Annotated in this window: 21 protein-coding genes and 1 pseudogene; 1 reads left to right on the forward strand and 21 read right to left on the reverse strand. The window is 39.9% G+C overall.

Annotated elements, in window-relative coordinates:
• Positions 1 to 182: 182 nt before the first annotated feature.
• The 19 genes and pseudogenes from V5M37_RS21780 to rpsU form a co-directional block, all read right to left on the reverse strand.
• Positions 183 to 302, reverse strand: a pseudogene (locus tag V5M37_RS21780) (hypothetical protein); the annotation flags it as partial.
• A 356-nt stretch (positions 303 to 658) separates the two neighbouring features.
• Positions 659 to 1,468 (reverse strand): pyruvate, water dikinase regulatory protein, encoded by an 810-nt coding sequence (locus V5M37_RS21785; protein ID WP_423799121.1) that lies wholly within the window; start codon positions 1,466 to 1,468, stop codon positions 659 to 661.
• 22 nt (positions 1,469 to 1,490) lie between these two features.
• Positions 1,491 to 2,126 (reverse strand): helix-turn-helix transcriptional regulator, encoded by a 636-nt coding sequence (locus tag V5M37_RS21790; protein WP_338088285.1) that lies wholly within the window; start codon positions 2,124 to 2,126, stop codon positions 1,491 to 1,493.
• 205 nt (positions 2,127 to 2,331) lie between these two features.
• A complete protein-coding gene (locus V5M37_RS21795; RefSeq protein WP_423799122.1) occupies positions 2,332 to 3,714 on the reverse strand; it encodes a glycine--tRNA ligase in 1,383 nt (460 codons plus the stop codon).
• A 289-nt stretch (positions 3,715 to 4,003) separates the two neighbouring features.
• Entirely contained in the window at positions 4,004 to 4,756 is a 753-nt protein-coding gene (gene recO, locus V5M37_RS21800; protein WP_213144821.1) for a DNA repair protein RecO, read from the reverse strand.
• Between the two features lie 31 nt (positions 4,757 to 4,787).
• Positions 4,788 to 4,931 carry a YqzL family protein gene (locus tag V5M37_RS21805; protein WP_213120142.1) on the reverse strand — a complete coding sequence of 48 codons (144 nt, stop codon included), beginning with the start codon at positions 4,929 to 4,931 and terminating at the stop codon, positions 4,788 to 4,790.
• 154 nt (positions 4,932 to 5,085) lie between these two features.
• Positions 5,086 to 6,009, reverse strand: coding sequence for a GTPase Era (era, locus tag V5M37_RS21810; protein WP_217033700.1), 924 nt, complete (start codon positions 6,007 to 6,009; stop codon positions 5,086 to 5,088).
• The gene (locus tag V5M37_RS21815) at positions 5,999 to 6,400 is read right to left on the reverse strand and encodes a cytidine deaminase (RefSeq protein WP_423799123.1); all 402 of its coding nucleotides are present in this window, start codon (positions 6,398 to 6,400) and stop codon (positions 5,999 to 6,001) included. The genes era and V5M37_RS21815 overlap by 11 nt, the downstream gene beginning before the upstream one ends.
• A gap of 200 nt (positions 6,401 to 6,600) precedes the next feature.
• Positions 6,601 to 6,990 (reverse strand): diacylglycerol kinase family protein, encoded by a 390-nt coding sequence (locus V5M37_RS21820; protein WP_423799124.1) that lies wholly within the window; start codon positions 6,988 to 6,990, stop codon positions 6,601 to 6,603.
• The gene (gene ybeY / locus V5M37_RS21825; RefSeq protein ID WP_423802664.1) at positions 6,968 to 7,384 is read right to left on the reverse strand and encodes an rRNA maturation RNase YbeY; all 417 of its coding nucleotides are present in this window, start codon (positions 7,382 to 7,384) and stop codon (positions 6,968 to 6,970) included. Before ybeY ends, V5M37_RS21820 begins: the two co-directional genes overlap by 23 nt.
• A 50-nt stretch (positions 7,385 to 7,434) precedes the next feature.
• Positions 7,435 to 9,606, reverse strand: a complete 2,172-nt coding sequence (locus V5M37_RS21830) for an HD family phosphohydrolase (protein WP_423799125.1) — start codon at positions 9,604 to 9,606, stop codon at positions 7,435 to 7,437.
• Positions 9,607 to 9,779: 173 nt separating this feature from the next.
• Positions 9,780 to 10,742, reverse strand: coding sequence for a PhoH family protein (locus V5M37_RS21835; protein WP_423799126.1), 963 nt, complete (start codon positions 10,740 to 10,742; stop codon positions 9,780 to 9,782).
• Positions 10,739 to 11,932: a sporulation protein YqfD gene (gene yqfD / locus V5M37_RS21840; RefSeq protein ID WP_423799127.1), complete on the reverse strand. Its 1,194-nt coding sequence runs from the start codon at positions 11,930 to 11,932 to the stop codon at positions 10,739 to 10,741. Before yqfD ends, V5M37_RS21835 begins: the two co-directional genes overlap by 4 nt.
• A gap of 15 nt (positions 11,933 to 11,947) precedes the next feature.
• Positions 11,948 to 12,232, reverse strand: a complete 285-nt coding sequence (gene yqfC, locus V5M37_RS21845; protein WP_213144813.1) for a sporulation protein YqfC — start codon at positions 12,230 to 12,232, stop codon at positions 11,948 to 11,950.
• A gap of 90 nt (positions 12,233 to 12,322) precedes the next feature.
• The gene (locus V5M37_RS21850) at positions 12,323 to 12,748 is read right to left on the reverse strand and encodes a hypothetical protein (protein ID WP_423799128.1); all 426 of its coding nucleotides are present in this window, start codon (positions 12,746 to 12,748) and stop codon (positions 12,323 to 12,325) included.
• A gap of 24 nt (positions 12,749 to 12,772) precedes the next feature.
• Positions 12,773 to 13,744: a flotillin-like protein FloA gene (floA, locus tag V5M37_RS21855; protein ID WP_372447637.1), complete on the reverse strand. Its 972-nt coding sequence runs from the start codon at positions 13,742 to 13,744 to the stop codon at positions 12,773 to 12,775.
• Between the two features lie 31 nt (positions 13,745 to 13,775).
• Entirely contained in the window at positions 13,776 to 14,414 is a 639-nt protein-coding gene (locus V5M37_RS21860; protein WP_423799129.1) for an NfeD family protein, read from the reverse strand.
• A 114-nt stretch (positions 14,415 to 14,528) separates the two neighbouring features.
• A complete protein-coding gene (locus V5M37_RS21865; RefSeq protein WP_213120130.1) occupies positions 14,529 to 14,975 on the reverse strand; it encodes a GatB/YqeY domain-containing protein in 447 nt (148 codons plus the stop codon).
• A gap of 13 nt (positions 14,976 to 14,988) precedes the next feature.
• Positions 14,989 to 15,162: a 30S ribosomal protein S21 gene (gene rpsU / locus V5M37_RS21870; protein WP_007087607.1), complete on the reverse strand. Its 174-nt coding sequence runs from the start codon at positions 15,160 to 15,162 to the stop codon at positions 14,989 to 14,991.
• Positions 15,163 to 15,380: 218 nt separating this feature from the next.
• Between rpsU and V5M37_RS21875 the strand changes: the two genes are divergently transcribed.
• A complete protein-coding gene (locus V5M37_RS21875) occupies positions 15,381 to 16,325 on the forward strand; it encodes a Na/Pi symporter (protein WP_213144810.1) in 945 nt (314 codons plus the stop codon).
• Positions 16,326 to 16,348: 23 nt separating this feature from the next.
• Here V5M37_RS21875 and mtaB read toward each other — a convergent pair whose 3' ends face one another.
• Together mtaB and V5M37_RS21885 are read right to left on the reverse strand one after the other, a co-directional pair.
• Entirely contained in the window at positions 16,349 to 17,722 is a 1,374-nt protein-coding gene (gene mtaB, locus V5M37_RS21880) for a tRNA (N(6)-L-threonylcarbamoyladenosine(37)-C(2))-methylthiotransferase MtaB (RefSeq protein ID WP_423799130.1), read from the reverse strand.
• 7 nt (positions 17,723 to 17,729) lie between these two features.
• Positions 17,730 to 18,479: a 16S rRNA (uracil(1498)-N(3))-methyltransferase gene (locus tag V5M37_RS21885; protein ID WP_423799131.1), complete on the reverse strand. Its 750-nt coding sequence runs from the start codon at positions 18,477 to 18,479 to the stop codon at positions 17,730 to 17,732.
• Positions 18,480 to 18,579 lie beyond the last annotated feature (100 nt).

Here is an 18,579-nt window from a genome sequence, read left to right on the forward strand (position 1 = left end):
GAAAACAACTCCATTGGTATACAGGTATTCAACACCTTCATTTTAAATTCCTGCAAATTTCGACAAAATTTTTGTTAATTCCGCCGTAAATTTTTCCGATCCGCTAATCGAAAAGGTTTTGGACCTTTACCGTAAACTCCCTTCCTTCTAGCCTTCGCGTTAAGGAACTTTTCCTTGTTTTAGTGGTCAAAGGAGGCGATAAAAAATATGTCAATGGCGAATTTCTTTGCAATTTCGACAATCTCCGCCTTGACCGGGCAGGAATCAGCATCGACATAAATTGTCGGGTGGTCCCTCACCATTTTATTAATTCTACATCACTCCGAATATTCCTTCTTTCCAGATTAATTTTATTGGGAAAACTCGCCGATTTACGAGCAGGCAAACGGGTTATGGAGAAATTTTCCCGATAAAATAAGAATTTCAAAAAAAAATTCCTTAGAGTGAAAAAAAGGATTTATGTCGAATTTTTTTTTGTAGGTCCCCTTGACATCTCACAGTAAATAGTTTATTCGTTCAAATGCAAGTCTAAACCTAAAAACATATATTTTTATCACAATTTTTTATTATAGTATATTCGTTATCATTTTGCCATAACTTTTTATTTATTATTTTTTTTACCCAATAAGCAAAAAACACATAATCATAAGATTATGTGCTATGGCCTGCCTTTTTGAATATAGTTTAAAATAACATTGGCCGTCTCTTCAACTGCTTTATTGGTTACATCAACAACAGGACAATTAATTTTCTGTACTACCTTTTCAAAAAAATCCAACTCTTCTTTTATCCTGTCAATGTTTGCATAGCTAGCCTGATCATTTAAGCCTAAAGAAAGCAGTCTTTCTCTTCTTATGTTATTTAACTTTTCCGGACTAATTTTTAAGCCAAAGCATTTCTCTTTCGGGACTTTATAAAGTTCTTCCGGCGGATCAACCTCTGGAACAAGCGGGACATTGGCCACTTTTAGGCGTTTGTGGGCTAAATACTGGGATAAAGGAGTCTTTGAGGTCCGAGATACACCTATTAGCACAATATCTGCCTTTAAAATCCCTCTGGGATCACGCCCGTCATCATACTTTACAGCAAATTCAATTGCCTCCACCTTTTTAAAATAATCCTCATCCAATTTGCGGACAAGCCCTGGTTCACACAATGGTTCTTTGCCGCTGAAGCTTTGAATTTGATCGATAATCGGGCCAATTAAATCCACAGCTGATATTCCTTCTATATCTGTTCTTTCTTTCATGTATGTACGCATTTCCGGTTTGACAAGTGTATATGCCACCATTGCATGATCCAAAGAAACTAGTGACAAGACTTCATCAATATTTTCCTTATCTTCTACATAAGGGAATCTCTTTAATGTCATCCCGGATCCATTAAATTGACTGATAGCCGCTTTTGTTACTAATTCGGCCGTTTCACCTACTGAATCTGATACCACATAAATCACTGGCGAGACCATTCCCAAATCAACTCCTTCTTATTTATTCATCATCACCTAATGCAACAAAGGCTTTGGTAATGTTCGTTTTCGTTACTCTGCCGATCACTTCAAAGCCTTTTTCGGTTTCTCTCACTACCGGCAGTGCATCTATTTGTTTTTCAATTAACTTTTTCGCAACTTCAATAAGCAGGTCATCCCGCTCGCACATGGTTATATTGGGCATTCTTGTCATGATGATATTGACAGGAATGGTCGTTAACTCTTGTTTCCCAATACTTGCCCGAAGCAAATCTTTTCTGGATAGAACTCCAACCAAAACAGTATTTTGGTCGACCACAAATAATGTCCCGACATCCTCAAGGAACATGGTGCAAATAGCATCATAAACCGAGACGTTTTCACTTACGACAACCGGGATGGATTGGTAGTCCCTCACATATATTCGTTGAAGATTTTCCGTTAATAATTGCGCTCCTGATTTTCCTGTATAAAAATATCCGACCCGGGGCCTGGCATCTAAAAAACCAGCCATTGTCAAAATAGCAAGATCCGGCCTTAATGTAGCTCTGGTTAAGTTCAATTGGTCGGCGATATGCTCTCCTGTGATCGGTCCATTTTCCTTTACTATATCTAATATCAGCTCTTGGCGTTTTGTCAGTTCGATTGTCCTCACCACCCTTTTAATTCCTGAAAGTATCCCGGAAGCCTCTTATTTAGCAATATTATATACTAAATGCTAACTAATTGAAATGAATCGGCTGTGAACTACAAATGAAAACTAGCCGATTGGCAAGTCCGATAGGACGGTTCATGAGGCGTAGTTGAATTTATAATTCCCTTTTAGCCAAATAGGAAAAGGTGCGGGTTTCCGCACCTTTTTCTTAGAATGATACCTTTTCTTGTAAGAATGCAGCAAGCTCCGCTATTGGAACCCTTGTTTGTTCCATTGTGTCGCGGTCTCTGACGGTAACCATTTGATCTTCCTGGGAATCAAAATCATATGTGATACAGAATGGAGTACCGATTTCATCATGACGGCGGTATCGTTTGCCGATAGAGCCTGCTTCATCATAATCTACGTTAAAGTGTTTTGCTAATCGTTCAAATACTTCCCGTGCACCATCGGAAAGCTTCTTCGAAAGCGGAAGAATTGCTGCCTTAAACGGAGCGAGAGCAGGATGGAAACGCATAACTGTTCTAGATGTTCCATCTTCTAACTGCTCTTCATCATATGCATCGATTAAGAAAGCCAACGTTACCCGATCTGCACCAAGGGAAGGCTCAATACAGTATGGAATATATCGTTCATTTGTTTCCGGATCAATATAATTGAAATCCTCACCGGAATGTTGCATATGCTGCTTCAAATCATAATCAGTTCTAGAGGCAACACCCCAAAGCTCACCCCAGCCAAACGGGAATTTATATTCAAAATCAGTTGTAGCATTGCTGTAATGGGACAGTTCGTCTTCGGAATGGTCGCGAAGTCTTAAGTTTTCTTGGTTAAGACCTAATGTCATGAGCCATTTTTCCGCAAATTGCTTCCAATAATCAAACCATTTTAGTTCCTCTCCTGGTTTGCAGAAGAATTCCAACTCCATTTGCTCAAATTCTCTTGTACGGAAGGTAAAGTTACCCGGTGTAATTTCATTACGGAAGCTTTTACCGATTTGGGCAATACCGAATGGCAGTTTCTTACGCATTGTCCGCTGTACATTTTTAAAGTTTACGAAAATACCTTGAGCTGTTTCCGGACGAAGAAAAATTTCATTTGCACTTGTTTCCGTAACGCCCTGGAATGTTTTAAACATAAGATTAAATTGGCGAATGCCGGTAAAATCGTGGCTGCCGCAGTCTGGGCAGGCGATATTATGCTCTTTAATCAGCTCTTCCATTTTTTCAAACGGAAGGCCATCGACCACCATTTCAATTCCTTTTTCTTCAAGCGCATTTTCAATCAATTTATCAGCACGGTGACGGGCTTTACAGTTTTTGCAGTCAATCATTGGATCGTTAAAGTTGCCGATATGCCCTGAAGCTTCCCATGTTCTCGGGTTCATGAGGATTGCCGCATCTAAGCCAACATTATATCGTGACTCCTGAACAAACTTTTTCCACCAGGCAGCTTTTATATTATTTTTAAATTCGACACCTAAAGGACCGTAATCCCAAGTGTTCGCAAGTCCGCCGTAAATTTCAGACCCCGGAAAAATAAAACCTCTGTGCTTAGCGTGTGAGACAATCTGTTCCATTGTTACACTCATCGTAATAACTCCTTTTTCATATTCTTAATAAATAAAAAAACTCCCGTCCCTATGCCTATAATAAGCATAGGGACGAGAGTTACCCGCGGTTCCACCCTATTTGCTGCCCTAAATAGCAGCCACCTTAATACAACTTTGCTCAAGAACGCCTTCCTTAATGCTCTATACCCTAGCTTACACTATCCTAGGTTCGCTTTTATAGAGGGGACTAAGTACTACTTTCTGTCAACGCAAATATTAATTTTAAAGCTAATATTAACCAAAACTTTTAACAATGTCAACATCGCATTTATAAAAGATTACGAAACTGCCCCATTGAGTCAAGGAATTTCTTTGTCTTCAAATGAAGCCCAGAATATTCTTCATAATAAACCGAAATAACTTTCTTCAGTTCTGCCTTTGTTTCATCTTTAACGGAGATATTCCCTAATCTAGACAAATCGAAATAATAAAACAATCTTAATAATTTTACCGCTGCTTGTGACAGTTTTATATGATAAGGATCCTTGGCTAAACATCGGTGACAGATAAATCCGCCTTCCCGGATCGAAAAAGAAAAATGCCCGTCTGTGCTTCCACAAACGGAACATTGATTCAAGATAGGATATAATCCTAAAACATTCAACATTTTCATCTCATAGATATTCACAAGAATATCAGCATCAAAGCCTTCATTCATATAGTGAAGGGTCTGATAAAGCAATTCAAAATGAAAAGGATTAGGCTTTTTCTCCTCAGTACATTTATCCGTTAGTTCGACAATATAACTTGCATATGCGGTTAGAAAAATATCTTCCCCAATCGAGCGCATCGAGGAAATGACTTCACCCTGCTGAAGGCCTCCTAGGCCTGTTCCTTTTTGAACGAGGAAGTAACCGTGAGTGAATAACTGGGTAATAGCTGAAAGACGGCTATTAGGCTTTTTAGCTCCACGGGCCATAAAGCCAACCTTTCCCCATTCCCTTGTATATAGTGTAATAATTTTGTTTGTTTCACCATAATCTGTTGTTCTAATGACGATGCCTTCACATTTCTGAAGCATGATTGTCACCTTCTTCAGGTGCGTGACTTGCTTATGAAACTGGAAAATCGATTTGAGCTAGCTCTTCATTCAGATTACCGGGTATTTCTTGGTTTTCCTTCTCAAGCTCTTTAAAGAGAAGATATGTGTCAATATTACCTGTTTGGCTAAATATTTTCCACGTAAAATCCAACATGAAAACCCCACCTTTCGATATTTAGACTAGCGTTACAGTTCAAACCTTACAATTATCATAGCCTGCCTACGCATTAATCATAAGACGTAAATTTTGTTAAAACTGATTATGCATATTCTTGAAAGAGTGTTAATACTTTAGTTAAAGTGATTCACTAATATTCGTTTTCATTAAAGCCATATTCACGAAGCTGGGACATTCTATTGCGCCAATCCTTTTGAACCTTTACCCACAGTTCCAAAAAGACTTTGGAACCTAGAAGGTTTTCAATATCAACACGAGCACGCTTGCCTATTTCCTTCAGCATGCTTCCCTGCTTGCCAATGATAATCCCTTTTTGTGAATCACGTTCGACAATAATGGTTGCCATGACATGAATAATGTCTTTATTCCCCTGCCGTTCCATTTTATCAAGAACAACAGCCAAGGAATGAGGGATTTCCTCCCTTGTTAAATGAAGGGCTTTTTCCCTAATTAACTCTGTAATGATAAAGCGTTCCGGATGATCGGTTACCTGATCTGCAGGATAGTATTGCGGCCCTTCAGGAAGAATCGCTTTAATTTGCTCAAGCAGTCTTTCGACATTATTTCCTTCCAGTGCAGAAATTGGCACAATTTCTTGAAAAGCATACTTTTCTTTATACAATTCAATAATCTGCAACAGCTCATCAGGGTGAACTTGATCAATTTTATTAATGACGAGAAAGACTGGTGTATTAATGGTTTGAAATTTTTCAAGAATAAATTCTTCACCACGCCCAAAACCTTCTTCGGCATTGACCATAAATAAAACTAAGTCTACTTCTTTAAGAGTATTTTGGGCAACCTTCATCATGAAGTCGCCTAATTTATGTTTTGGTTTATGGATACCAGGGGTATCGATAAACACCATTTGGGCGTCTGAAAGGGTCAGAACTCCTTGGATTTTATTGCGCGTTGTTTGCGGCTTGTCGCTCATGATGGCGATTTTTTGGCCGATTACCCGATTCAGAAAAGTTGATTTTCCAACGTTCGGGCGGCCAATAATGGATATAAACCCTGATTTATAATCTGTTCCTGAACTCGTATTATTTACCATTTAAATCCTCCGGCGAAAAAGCACCTGGCAATAACTGTTCTACTGTGGTCTCTAGAACATCCCCTTTAAGGTTGGTTAAAACCACCTTCATTTCCCTCGGGCATAATTCTGCAATGACCTGCCTGCAGGCCCCGCATGGCGAGCATGGCCGATCAGTGTCAGCAACAACGGCCATCATTTGATATTGCCGGTCGCCTTCTGAAAACGCTTTAAAAATAGCAGTCCTCTCTGCACAGTTACACATACTGTAGGCGGCATTCTCAATATTACAGCCATGATATACTTTACCATCTGTTGTTAAAAGCGCTGCTCCCACGCCAAACTTAGAATAAGGAACATAAGCTTTTTCTCTTGCTTTTTTAGCTTCTTCGATTAGTTGTTCGATGTTCACTAGTCTTCTTTCCTTTCCAGCAGGAGTCCTGCTGTTTCTTTATTTTACCTCAAATTTTCCAAAAAAACATTATTTGTAAAGAAAAAAATAAAAAATTTAAAATAGTTGAAATATTCTTAAAAATAGCTTTTTTCTAAGAAGAAGCTGTTTAGTCATTTTACCTAAATCAAGCGGCCAATTCAAATCCTATAATCAAAAGCTTACAAAAACATTTTCAAGACATAGGGTAAAAATATGACGATTCCTATTACAAGTGTAATAATGGCAAAAATGAACACTGCTCCGGCAGCAATGTCCTTAGCCTGTTTAGCAAGAGGTTTATACTCATTTGTTACCAGGTCTACTACGCGTTCAATGGCCGTATTCAGTAATTCCAACGAAAACATGCCGCCGATTGAAACGAGAATAAACAGCCATTCTATTTTAGTAATAGAGAAAAACAAGCCAAAGGCAATCACAATAACAGCGCTTATTGCATGAAACCGCATATTTCTTTCCTGCATTAAGGCAGTCACAATTCCTTCTATGGCATAGGCAAAGGTGTGCCAAAATTTTCTGCGTTTCGGCTTATCTAGCGAGTCCATATTCATCTAAAATTTCCTTCTGCAGAGAGAACATTTCTTTTTCCTCTTCCTCTGTCATGTGGTCATACCCTAATAAATGGAGAAATCCATGCACAGCTAAAAAGCCAAGTTCCCTTACGAAAGGATGGCCATATTCTTCTGCCTGCTCCATTGCCTTAGGAATTGAAATGATAATATCTCCCAATACCCTTGGCATCTCAGCGCCCTCAATTTCTATTTCTCCCTCACCTAACTCTTCCATGGCAAATGAAATCACATCAGTTGGCGCGTCCTTATCACGGTATTCACGATTAATTTCTTGGATTCTTTGATTTGTCACAAAGGTAACCGAAACTTCACTATGTTCTTCAATACTTAGCTTATTTGCTGCAAAATTTAGTAACCTTTCAACATCAAGCATCTGTTGGTCAGACAGCTGCTCTGTTTCATCTAATGAATCAATAAGTAATGTCATGCTTGTTTCACCTTCTTTATTAGCTCAGGATATTCAATTCTAGAATGAAAGATCCCCTTTAATGTTTCACATAATGTGAAAGTGACAGTTTCAATTTCCTTCATGGTCAGATCACATTCATTTAATTGCCCATCTTGAAGACGGTCAGCCACAATTTTTTTCACAAGAGACTCAATCAACTCTGGCGTAGGCTGTGATAAGGACCGTACTGCAGCCTCAACACTATCTGCAATTCCCACTACGGCCGATTCCTTTGACTGTGCCTTCGGACCAGGATAACGGAAATCATCTTCCCTTACATCAGGATCGGCCTGAAGCGCTTTATGATAGAAAAACTTAAGTAAGGTGGTCCCATGATGCTGTTCCGCGATTTCAATTATTTCCTTTGGCATATGGCACTTCTTTAGCATATTCGAACCATCCGTTACATGGGCAATGATGATGCTTGCGCTTTTGTCCGGCGGCAGACGGTCATGTGGATTATCATGGTGGATTTGATTTTCGATAAAAAAGTTTGGCCGCCGTGTTTTGCCTATATCATGATAATAGCTTCCTACCCTTGCCAGCAAACCATTTGCACCAATAGCTTCGCAGGCAGACTCCGCTAAATTTGCAACCATCACGCTATGATGATAGGTCCCAGGGGCCTCCATTAAGATTTTCCTTAAAAGCGGATGATTTGGATTCGATAATTCGATCATCCTAATGGTTGATAGTATGCCGAAACTTGCCTCAAAAAAAGGCAGTAAGCCAATCGTCAACACCGCAGAGGCAATACCTGATACAAGGGCTGTAATAAAATAATACCCATATTCCAAACCGGAATATTGCCCGTTTGGCAAATACATTAAAGCCAAAATGGTCAACAGATTCACTACTGCAGAAAATATCCCCGCCTGCAGAATTTTTGACCGCTGGTTTTGATTACTTAAAAATAATATGCCTCCCAAAGCACTGAATAAAATATAGATACCTTCTGAAAAGTTTAATGTCCCCGATACGCCTTCATTAAATAATACACTGCCGCAAACTGCAAGGATGATAGAGGTCATAATAGCCAGCTTTTCATCAATTAAAATTTTTATCATCATCCCCGCCAAGGCTGCAGGAAATAGATAGCCAATCGCAGAATAATTAAATACTTGCAGCATACTGAGTATTTTCAATAAAAAAATTGTTAGAATGAAAATCATCCCGAACAATAACAAAAAGTTTTGTCTCTTTTCGGGGAGCGATTTCATTTGGTAAAAGTAACAATAAAGCGATGTAAGTATAATACTTATTAAAACAACTAATCCAATGAACGGCTTAAAGGATTTTTCGTTTTGTAGCAGTCCAACAAGCTTCAATTGACGGTAAATATCCTGGTTTATGAGTTTCCCTTCTTCTACAATAATTTGCCCTTGTAGAATCTTAACGGGTTCAACACTTTCCGCCGCCTGCCTCCTAAGTTCTTCGGTTGCAGAAGGGTCATAAAATTCATTTTGGATCACAGCATACCTGCCAAGATCAATTGCCGCAATTCTCATATTCTCGCTCAATGCTGAATATTTTACCTCTTCCTCAACCCTTTTTTTAGCATTTTCGACTTCATCCGCAGATATTCTTTTTGTCATTACATTGTTTATGGCGGTAACCGTTAAATCTTTTGCAATGGACAATTCTTCGTTATTTGCCTGAACTAATGCGGAAAAAACCTGATCGGATAAATCCTTCGATACCGTCGGCGTTAATTTCGACTTAAGCATCGTAACTTTTTCTGAAACACTAGGTTCTATAATTTGTGGCGGCTCCTCAGAAGCCTCTGCAGCCTGCTTTTTTTTATTATCCTTTACTTCATCATTTACTTCAGCCGCAGCGCTGAAAATGGAGGTAATTAGGTCAACGCGGTTTTGCGTATATTCATTTTTTAATGTATAGACAGCCTGAACCTGGTCGCGCGCCTCTTTTCTTTTCTTCTCCGTGCTTTGCCTATCCTCGACTGTCCCCGGAGACCGTATCGTTTTTCCTGCCACTGAAAACAATTCAATATCCAGCTTTTCCGGCTTTACGTTGTTAAACATAGCTGTGAAAAGAACAATTCCTAATACCAGGAAAAAAAGAATACGAAAGAATGTATTATCCAGCAGTTTGCGAATTCGAATGAAATGCTCCTGCAGTTTTTCCAACTATATCCCTCCAACCACGTTTCCCTGAATGATCAAGTCTTTACACGTATGTTATTTATTGATTTTAGATGAAAGCTTGCTTTATGTAAAATGATAACAGTTTTTCCGTCAAGTTTCATCCTCAAAAAAAAAGGAATCACTTTTATATGCAGTGAGTCCCTTTCAAGCCCATCTTATTTTTCCTTTTTTTCATATGCCAGTATGATTCTTCCGACAAGCGGGTGGCGAACGACATCGACCGCTTCAAAATAGACGAAGGAAATACCCTTTATATTTTGTAGAATTTCCTCAGCCTCAACTAGGCCTGATTTAGCTCCTTTAGGCAAGTCTATCTGGGTCCGGTCGCCTGTAATGACCATTTTTGAGCCGAATCCAAGTCTGGTCAAGAACATTTTCATTTGCGCATGTGTCGTATTTTGCGCTTCATCCAGGATAACGAAAGCATCATCAAGCGTCCGTCCCCTCATATACGCAAGCGGAGCAATTTCAATTGTCCCCCGTTCGATAAGCCTTCCTGTATGTTCTGCCCCCAATATATCATGGAGCGCGTCATACAATGGCCGTAAATATGGGTCGACCTTTTCTTTTAAATCGCCAGGAAGAAATCCAAGACTTTCTCCTGCTTCAACAGCAGGGCGAGTTAAAATGATTTTATTAACCTGTCCATTTTTCAGGGCGTTAACGGCCATAACAACGGCTAAATACGTTTTTCCTGTACCAGCAGGGCCAATGCCAAACACTAAATCATTTTTCTTAATCGAGTTGATATATTCCCTTTGGCCAAGCGTTTTAACACGGATGGATTTTCCTTTAACGTTTTTGCCGATTTCTTCCTCATATAGATTCACAAAGTAATCAAGGGTTCCCTTTTGAGCCATTTGCACGGCATATAAGACATCTCGCCCGCTAATGGTAATCCCCTTTCGGATGACAAACATTAAGCGGTCGAGTATTTGCCCAGCAAGAGAAACCTGCTCCTCATCTCCTGAGAGGTTGAGCGACTCACCCCTTGTAATAATCGAAACATTAAGCTCTTGTTCAATAATTTTTAAATGTTGGTCTGAAGTTCCGAGCAGCGCCATTGCTTCTGCAGGATTTTCAAGCTGTACCTTAATGGTTGTTAACTTTTCTGTCATTCATGAGTCTCCTTGGAAATCGGTTGTCCGACTGCAATGTTTTCAATGATTTTAAAATGAACGTCCAGTATAACCTTACCATTTTTATTATCTTTGTGTAAAATTTTTTCATCTTTAATGATAGCATCCTCATCTAAAAGACTTTTTATTTGTTTTCTGGCTAATTCGAGTGCGTTTTCTTCCGCTTCTTTTTCTGTGTAATTTCTCGTGTATTCCTCTCTTTCCCGAATGGTTTTATGAACATAGGAGATGGGCAGCTCCCACTTTAAGAAATGGATTTTATGTTCAACCGTTTCGGTTTCAGATTCCTTGAAATCAGGCTTACCAAAGCCCCAGATTGGCAGCTCAAATTTTCCAAATAATAATGAATGCTTTTGTTCCTCGTTTCCGTTATAGACTTTAAAGCTGGTTTCAAACGGCAGCTCAACATGGCTCATATACCAAGTTTCGCCCCATACCTCTCCTTTTGCTGCGATCATTTTGGAATTTTCCCCTTCTCCGATTACACCAGAAACGAGTAATTGCCCTTCCTCCACATGATCGTTCTTATCCACCACTGGTTGTCCTTCTTCAATATATCTTTTAACAATAATCGCCTTCTTTTTGGCGACGAGATTTTGCGGAGATAGTTGCTCAGGCTTCTTCGGTTCGTTTTTTTCGACCACCTGGAGATGATAGGTTGTCCCTTTTAATTCCACACCAACCCACGTAAGATCACCAATGTTATTGGTTAACTGTCTTTGAATTCCCTCAACATTTTTTACCGAAAATTGCAGCTTGCCTATCTTAACGCCCATCTTGTCCAGTTCTTTGCGAATTTGATACTCAGTTGCGGGCTTAGCCCCTTTAATTTGGATTCCCCAAATGACATTTGATAAAACAAAAATTATGATCAGGAAGACTCCCGCACCTATCAAAAAGCCGCTGTTTTTCAACATTCTTTTAAATAAAAAGGGCATGCCGGTTCTTCGTAAAAAAGAAACCCTGCACCCGCTGTTACGAACAAAATATCTGATTTTCTTGGCATCCTCAAGCCTCATTTTAAACGTAATGGTTTCCGTTCCATGCCGCTTTACCCTCCAGATAAAAAAACCATTCCTAATCAGGACATTAATAAAGCGCTCCATCCCTTTACCTGATACTTTTACTGTGACAATTCCAAATAAATATTCCATCCACAAATTCTTCATTTTGTTCCTCCCAGATTAATCATTAATAAACAGAACCTGATCTATTTTTCCTTCGAGTAATATCTCTTCAGGTAAGATGGTTTTAATGACGAAAGATTTTCCTTTTATCTGTAACTGCCCCTGTTTTAATAGCAGACGGAGTTCTTTATCGGTAAAGGCGAGCAAGCCTCGGTGATTTTCTATATAAATATGGATTTGTCCAATCATCGTAATTCGGGGCAAATCCATCAAAACGTCTTGAGGAAGATCCATTTTATTAGCCATCCAGTTGCGAATCCGTTGGCCCCATTTTTTTGCCATAAAAAAAGAACCCCCTTTCATCTCATGTTTATGAAATGAATAGGGGTTCTAGCACATCTTTTTCGTATTGGGTTCTGCGTTCTTAAGGCATTACCCTCTACCCTTTTTTACGTAATACGTTTTTTTAGATCGTGGCTCACCAAGAATTTCAGCCCAAATGATACCGTTGATTATTTTTTGCGGAGTTGGTTCCACAGAAATGGCAGTTTCCTCCTCAACTACATTATGATCTACCTTTGCTTTCTGGCTGATTTCGGCAGGCTTTTCCTGACTATGATTGACGGTTGAACCGGTTGCCATCTTCTGTTTTGCCTTTTGATAAGCTTTTTCTATATCCTTTTCGTTGTTTTGTTTAGAATGTTTAAAACTCGTTTTAACCGGCTCATTTTGAAAATGAGCTCTTAAATCTTCAAAGGTATTCATAGAAAATGGTTTATATTTTGTCGTTGGTTTTTTCCCTTTGCGAAAAATCGTGGAGATGATTCCAATAATGATTAGGAAAAGCAGCGTTTCCATTACACCCGCCTCCTAAGATGAATTTTACTGACCATCTTTGTTTTCCCCTGTTATTTTCCCGATTGACCCTCTCATTTCAGTATCGGCGGAGATGTTTTTAAAGTTAAGATAGTCCATGACGCCGATATTGCCCGATTTCAATGCCTCAGCCATCGCAAGCGGCACTTTTGCATCGGCCTCTACTACCTTTGCCTTCATTTCCTGCACCTTGGCCTTCATTTCTTGTTCTAGGGCGACAGCCATAGCTCTCCGTTCTTCCGCTTTCGCCTGGGCAATCTTTTTGTCGGCCTCCGCTTGTTCAGTTTGTAATTCAGCCCCAATATTCTTACCGATATCGACATCAGCAATATCAATTGAGAGAATTTCAAAAGCGGTGCCTGCATCAAGTCCTTTGGCCAGTACCGTTTGCGAAATCAAATCAGGATTTTCTAGGACTTTGCTATGGCTATCTGATGAACCGATGGTGGAGACAACGCCTTCGCCAACACGAGCAACGACCGTTTCCTCGCCGGCGCCCCCAACAAGGCGATCAATATTGGCACGAACAGTAATTCTTGCCTTTGCTTTTACTTCAATTCCGTTCATGGCAACACCTGCAATAAACGGTGTTTCAATAACCTTCGGATTAACACTCATTTGCACGGCTTCCAGTACGTCACGTCCCGCTAAGTCAATAGCAGCACAACGCTCAAATGATAACTCAATATTTGCCCGATGTGCTGCAATAAGTGCATTTACCACACGGTCAACATTCCCACCCGCCAAATAATGGCTTTCGAGTTGGTTTGTGGTAACATTTAAACCAGCCTTATGGGCTTTAATTAGGGGATTAACCACCTTGCTTGGTGTTACCCTTCTCAACCTCATTCCTATTAAGGTAAAAATACTGATTCTAACACCCGCAGCAAGCGCAGAAACCCAAAGCATAACCGGTACAAACGATAACAGGATGCCAAATAAAATTAAGGCAATAACCACAAAGCCAATAATAAAAATAGATCCGTCCACAGTCCATTACTCCCTTCTGTTATGAAATTACCTCTCTGACAACAATTCGTGCACCTTCAACCTTGATGACCTTAATTTTTGCATTTTGGGCTATAAACCCGCCCTCACTTACCACATCAACTCTTTCATTATTAAAAATTGCTGTACCAGCAGGCCTTAAAATAGTTAATGCGACTCCTTCTTTCCCCAATAAATCGGTACGATTAATATTGGAAACATAACCATCTTCTTTTTTGGCGGAATCAAATAAAACCATTTTATTGAATAAAACAAGCTTTTTCCCAAGCACCTTTATCATTAAAAAGAACACGAGGGTTGTTAAGAAAATTGAAATTAAAATTGAAACACCCATTTGTAATGCATCCTCCCCGGCAAGAAAGAAGCTTAAAATCAAAGCTGCCAGGCCCAAAGTTCCTGCAACTGCACCCGGAAGAAACAATTCAAAGAAAAGCAGCAGGATTCCCCCAGCAAATAGAACCAGAGTGCCAACACCGGCATAGCCTGCCATGAAATGCCCATAAAAAAATAAAACAAGCGCCAATAGCCCAATTAAGCCGGAAAGTCCAAACCTTGGCGAAAAAAGCTCTAATACCAGTCCAACTCCGCCAATCGTCAGGAGAACGGTTACAACAACAGGGTTCATAAGAAACTCAACCATCCTAGCCCTCCTTTCTTTACATCTCATAATAATATTTACGGATTATTGGCCTGAAAGTTTCATTTAAAAAGTAAAAGACCACAGGCATTTACCTATGGTCTTAGTGTCAGAATACTATGAAAGGTGTTGTTGTACAAATTTATTAACAAGTGACCCGTCTGCTTTGCCCTTTACTTTAGGCATTATAGCAGCCATCACTTTTCCCATTTCCGTTTTTGATTTTGCACCGACTTCAGCAATAGTTTCTTTTACTATTTCTGAAAGTTCCTCTTCGGAAAGCTGTTTCGGCATATACAGTTCGACAATAGCGATCTCTGTACGCAATTTTTCAACCAAGTCTTCACGACCGGCCTTATCAAACTCATGGAGGGAGTCTTTGCGTTGTTTTAATTCGCGAGAAAGGACTGTTAACTCATCTGCATCGGACAGCTCACTTACACCAAGCTTAATCGCCTCGTTTTGAATCGAAGCTTTAATCATCCGAATAACAGAAAGTTTGTCTTTTTCCTTGTTTTTCATCGCTTGTTTCATGTCATTATTTAAACGCTCGAGAAGACTCATTTATTACACCCTCTTAAAACTTACGTTTTCTTGCTGCTTCAGACTTTTTCTTACGTTTTACACTTGGCTTTTCGTAGAATTCGCGCTTTCTTGCCTCTTGCAAAGTACCAGTTTTTGATACTGTACGTTTGAAGCGACGAAGAGCATCTTCAAGCGATTCGTTTTTACGAACAACGGTTTTAGACATTCTCTTTCCCTCCCTCCGAAACACAACACACTTACATTCAATCCATGTACCTTGCAATTATAATATAACCTAGGTGCAAGGTCAACTGTATTTCACATTGAAGTGACAAGGAATGTACATTTTATGCAGAAAATTTTTTAGCATGTCTTAATTTTCCTTTTAAAGATGGCATGTCCCTCCCTATCTGACCATACAATGAAGGGAGGGGAGGATAGACCATGCTTTACATATTATTATTTGTACTTTGCATTTTAATATTTATTTTTGGCATGACAATTATCAGATTTGGACTATTTAATTTGTCCGCCAACAAACTTAAGACATGGCTGATTAAACTAACCAGTACACCTTTAAAAGGAATGCTGACCGGGACATTTATAACCGCACTCCTGCAAAGCAGTTCTGCGGTAATGGTTATTACAATCGGCTTAATTTCCGCAAGAATCATGACTTTTCCTCAATCAATTGGGATTATTCTTGGTACCAATATTGGTACTACCTTTAAGACAGAATTAATTACGTTTGACATAGATGCTGTTCTTGTCCCATTTGCGATTATTGGGGCAATTCTAATTTTATTTCCCAATAAAAAAGCAAGAAGTATCGGAATGCTTCTGTTTGGCATCGCTTCTGTTTTTACGGCAATGAAGGGATTTGAAAGGTTAGCCGAGCCGTTAACATCGATGAATGTGATCCATCAATTCATTCTTTCCATAAATGATAATATTCTGATGAGTTTATTAACGGGAACGGTCATTACTGCCATTATTCAATCAAGTACGGCAATGACCGGGATTACAATGGGATTTCTAACTGCAGGGCTCCTGCAGCTTGATGCGGGAATTGCCATTGTTCTAGGGGCTAATATTGGAACCTGTATCACCGCCATTATTGCATCCATTGGCGGCGGGAAGGAGTCAAAATTGGCAGCCTATGCGCATGTGTGGCTGAATGTTTTTGGCGTATTATTATTTATCCCGCTCATCCCTCTGCTGACCGAAAATGCCCCGTTGCTCGCAGCTAGGAAGGATGTTCAACTGGCTCATATCAGCGTTATTTTTAATGTAGTGTCCTCTCTGTTAGTGCTGCCGTTTGCAACAAAGTTTGGCGAGATGATATTATTTTTACACGACCGAAGACCCTCAAAACCGATAACAAAATGAAAGGACCCACAAATGGGTCCTTTTTAAATAGCTGCTTCTTCAGTTGTAAAAACTTCTTCCTTAACAGTTGCTGTATCTTCAACCACACGGACAAATTGTCCCTCGTTGTAAGGGTATCCGGCTTTTGTAATCTTGACTTTTACAATTTTGCCAACCATATCTTCAGTTGCCGGGAAAACAACCTTTAAGTAGTTATCAGTGTAGCCAACGTAAAGGCCTGATTCAGCCTCTTCTTTAAACTCCTCTTCCGGAATAACCTCCAGAACCTCACCTTCAAATTCTGAAGCATACTCTTTTGCTAGTTGATCAGAAAGAGTGATTAAGCGGTGAACGCGGTCATTTTTGGCCTCTTCATCAACTTGATCTTCCATTCTGGCAGCAGGTGTTCCTGTACGCTTGGAGTAAGGGAAAACATGAAGCTCGGAGAATTTATGTTCTTTTATAAAATTATAAGTCTCCATAAATTCCTCTTCCGTTTCACCAGGGAAACCAACAATTACGTCAGAGGTTACAGCTAGACCTGGCAGGATTTCCTTCAAACGTTCCAATCTCTCTGCGAAAAATTCCATTGTATATTTACGACGCATTCTTTTCAAAACAGTATTTGAACCAGATTGAATTGGAATATGCAAATGGCGGACAACAATATTCGAATGCTTGATGACTTCAATTACTTCATCGGTAATTTGGCTGGCCTCTATCGAAGAAATTCTCAGTCGTTCTATTCCTTTAACCTGTGCCTCTAAGTCACGAAGCAGCATCGCAAGATTATAATCCTTCATGTCCTCGCCATAACCGCCTGTGTGAATACCTGTAAGGACAATCTCCTTATAGCCCGCATCCACTAATTGCTGGGCCTGGCGAATAACTTCCTGCGGTTCACGTGATCTCATCAGCCCGCGTGCCCATGGAATAATACAGAACGTACAAAAATTATTGCAGCCTTCTTGAATTTTCAAAGAGGCACGTGTTCTGTCTGTAAAGGATGGTACATCCAGTTCTTCATAGACGCGATTCTTCATAATATTGCCGACACCGTTAATTGGCTGCCGTTCTGTTTTATACTGCTCGATATAGTCCAGCATTTTAACACGATCCTGTGTTCCTACAACAACATCTACGCCAGGGATAGCCATGATCTCTGCCGGCGATGTTTGTGCATAACAGCCTGTAACACAGATTACCGCATCTGGGTTCTTTCTAACCGCACGACGGATGACCTGGCGGCTTTTTTTATCTCCTGTATTCGTAACCGTACAGGTATTTATCACATAAACATCTGACATGGATTCAAAATCCACGCGCTCATAGCCTTCTTGCTTAAATAATTGCCAAATGGCTTCTGTTTCATAGTGGTTGACTTTACAACCCAATGTATGAAAAGCAACTGTTGCCATTGTATGTTCACCTCAGTAATTCAAAATGATAGGAAATGGCCGCAAGGGAATACAATGGGCCCGTTTCCGTCCTTAATATGCGCGGACCGAGTCCGCAAAGATTAAAACCATTATGCGTTAACTGCTGGACCTCTTCTTCTGAAAGGCCCCCTTCGGGTCCAAAGACAAGAAGGAGAGATTCACCAGGTTTTAATTGTTTCAGGACAGCAGAAAAAACGGATGTTTCTCCGTTTCTACTTTCCTCCTCATACGCAGCTAATCTATAATCAAATTCTTTACTTTTAGCAAGCAATTCTTTAAAACTCATCGCTCTTTCCACTTTTGGCAGCACGGCACGATGTGATTGCTCGGCCGCCTCTTTGGCAATTTTTTGCCATCTCTCTATTTTTTTCGCAGCCTTTTTCTCATCCCATTTAACAACCGAGCGTGCGCCCGAGAAAGGGATAAATTGATGAGCTCCTAATTCCGTTCCTTTTTGGATAATCCACTCAAGCTTGTCCCCTTTAGGCAGCCCGCTTGCAATAGTAACTGAAATCGGCAGCTCAGAAACCTCTTCTTTCCATTGTACAACGTCTGCAGCAACTCTTTCATCGGTAATTTCTGCAAGCCGGCAGATGGCCTGCTTTCCATCAGGATCGACACAGATGATTTGATCGCCAAGTTCCATGCGCATCACCTTGACTATATGGTGGCGATCTTCTTCGTCTATGAAAAAACGATCTTCACTTGCTCGGTTTTTAACAAAGTAGCGCTGCACAACTTTGCACCCTCTCTAAAACAGAATACGTCTTATTTTACTAAAATTTAAAGCAATAATAAAGAATGAAATACAAAAAGGGGAATGAATATCCCCCCTC

The organism is Neobacillus sp. SAB-20_R2A, from assembly GCF_049568635.1.
Lineage (GTDB): Bacteria > Bacillota > Bacilli > Bacillales > Cytobacillaceae > Neobacillus > Neobacillus citreus.

Coding starts and splice junctions, on each gene's coding strand:
- V5M37_RS21835 (WP_423799126.1), bottom strand. CDS start 10,742: ATGACAGAAAAGTTAACAACCATTAAGGTACAGCTTGAAAATCCTGCA.
- V5M37_RS21850 (WP_423799128.1), bottom strand. CDS start 12,748: ATGGAAACGCTGCTTTTCCTAATCATTATTGGAATCATCTCCACGATT.
- V5M37_RS21805 (WP_213120142.1), bottom strand. CDS start 4,931: ATGTTGGATTTTACGTGGAAAATATTTAGCCAAACAGGTAATATTGAC.
- mtaB (WP_423799130.1), bottom strand. CDS start 17,722: ATGGCAACAGTTGCTTTTCATACATTGGGTTGTAAAGTCAACCACTAT.
- V5M37_RS21820 (WP_423799124.1), bottom strand. CDS start 6,990: ATGAATATGGACTCGCTAGATAAGCCGAAACGCAGAAAATTTTGGCAC.
- yqfC (WP_213144813.1), bottom strand. CDS start 12,232: ATGGCAAAAAAATGGGGCCAACGGATTCGCAACTGGATGGCTAATAAA.
- ybeY (WP_423802664.1), bottom strand. CDS start 7,384: ATGCTTGATGTTGAAAGGTTACTAAATTTTGCAGCAAATAAGCTAAGT.
- V5M37_RS21865 (WP_213120130.1), bottom strand. CDS start 14,975: ATGAGTCTTCTCGAGCGTTTAAATAATGACATGAAACAAGCGATGAAA.
- rpsU (WP_007087607.1), bottom strand. CDS start 15,162: ATGTCTAAAACCGTTGTTCGTAAAAACGAATCGCTTGAAGATGCTCTT.
- V5M37_RS21860 (WP_423799129.1), bottom strand. CDS start 14,414: ATGGTTGAGTTTCTTATGAACCCTGTTGTTGTAACCGTTCTCCTGACG.
- era (WP_217033700.1), bottom strand. CDS start 6,009: ATGGTAAATAATACGAGTTCAGGAACAGATTATAAATCAGGGTTTATA.
- V5M37_RS21785 (WP_423799121.1), bottom strand. CDS start 1,468: ATGGTCTCGCCAGTGATTTATGTGGTATCAGATTCAGTAGGTGAAACG.
- V5M37_RS21795 (WP_423799122.1), bottom strand. CDS start 3,714: ATGAGTGTAACAATGGAACAGATTGTCTCACACGCTAAGCACAGAGGT.
- yqfD (WP_423799127.1), bottom strand. CDS start 11,932: ATGAAGAATTTGTGGATGGAATATTTATTTGGAATTGTCACAGTAAAA.
- V5M37_RS21875 (WP_213144810.1), top strand. CDS start 15,381: ATGCTTTACATATTATTATTTGTACTTTGCATTTTAATATTTATTTTT.
- recO (WP_213144821.1), bottom strand. CDS start 4,756: ATGCTTCAGAAATGTGAAGGCATCGTCATTAGAACAACAGATTATGGT.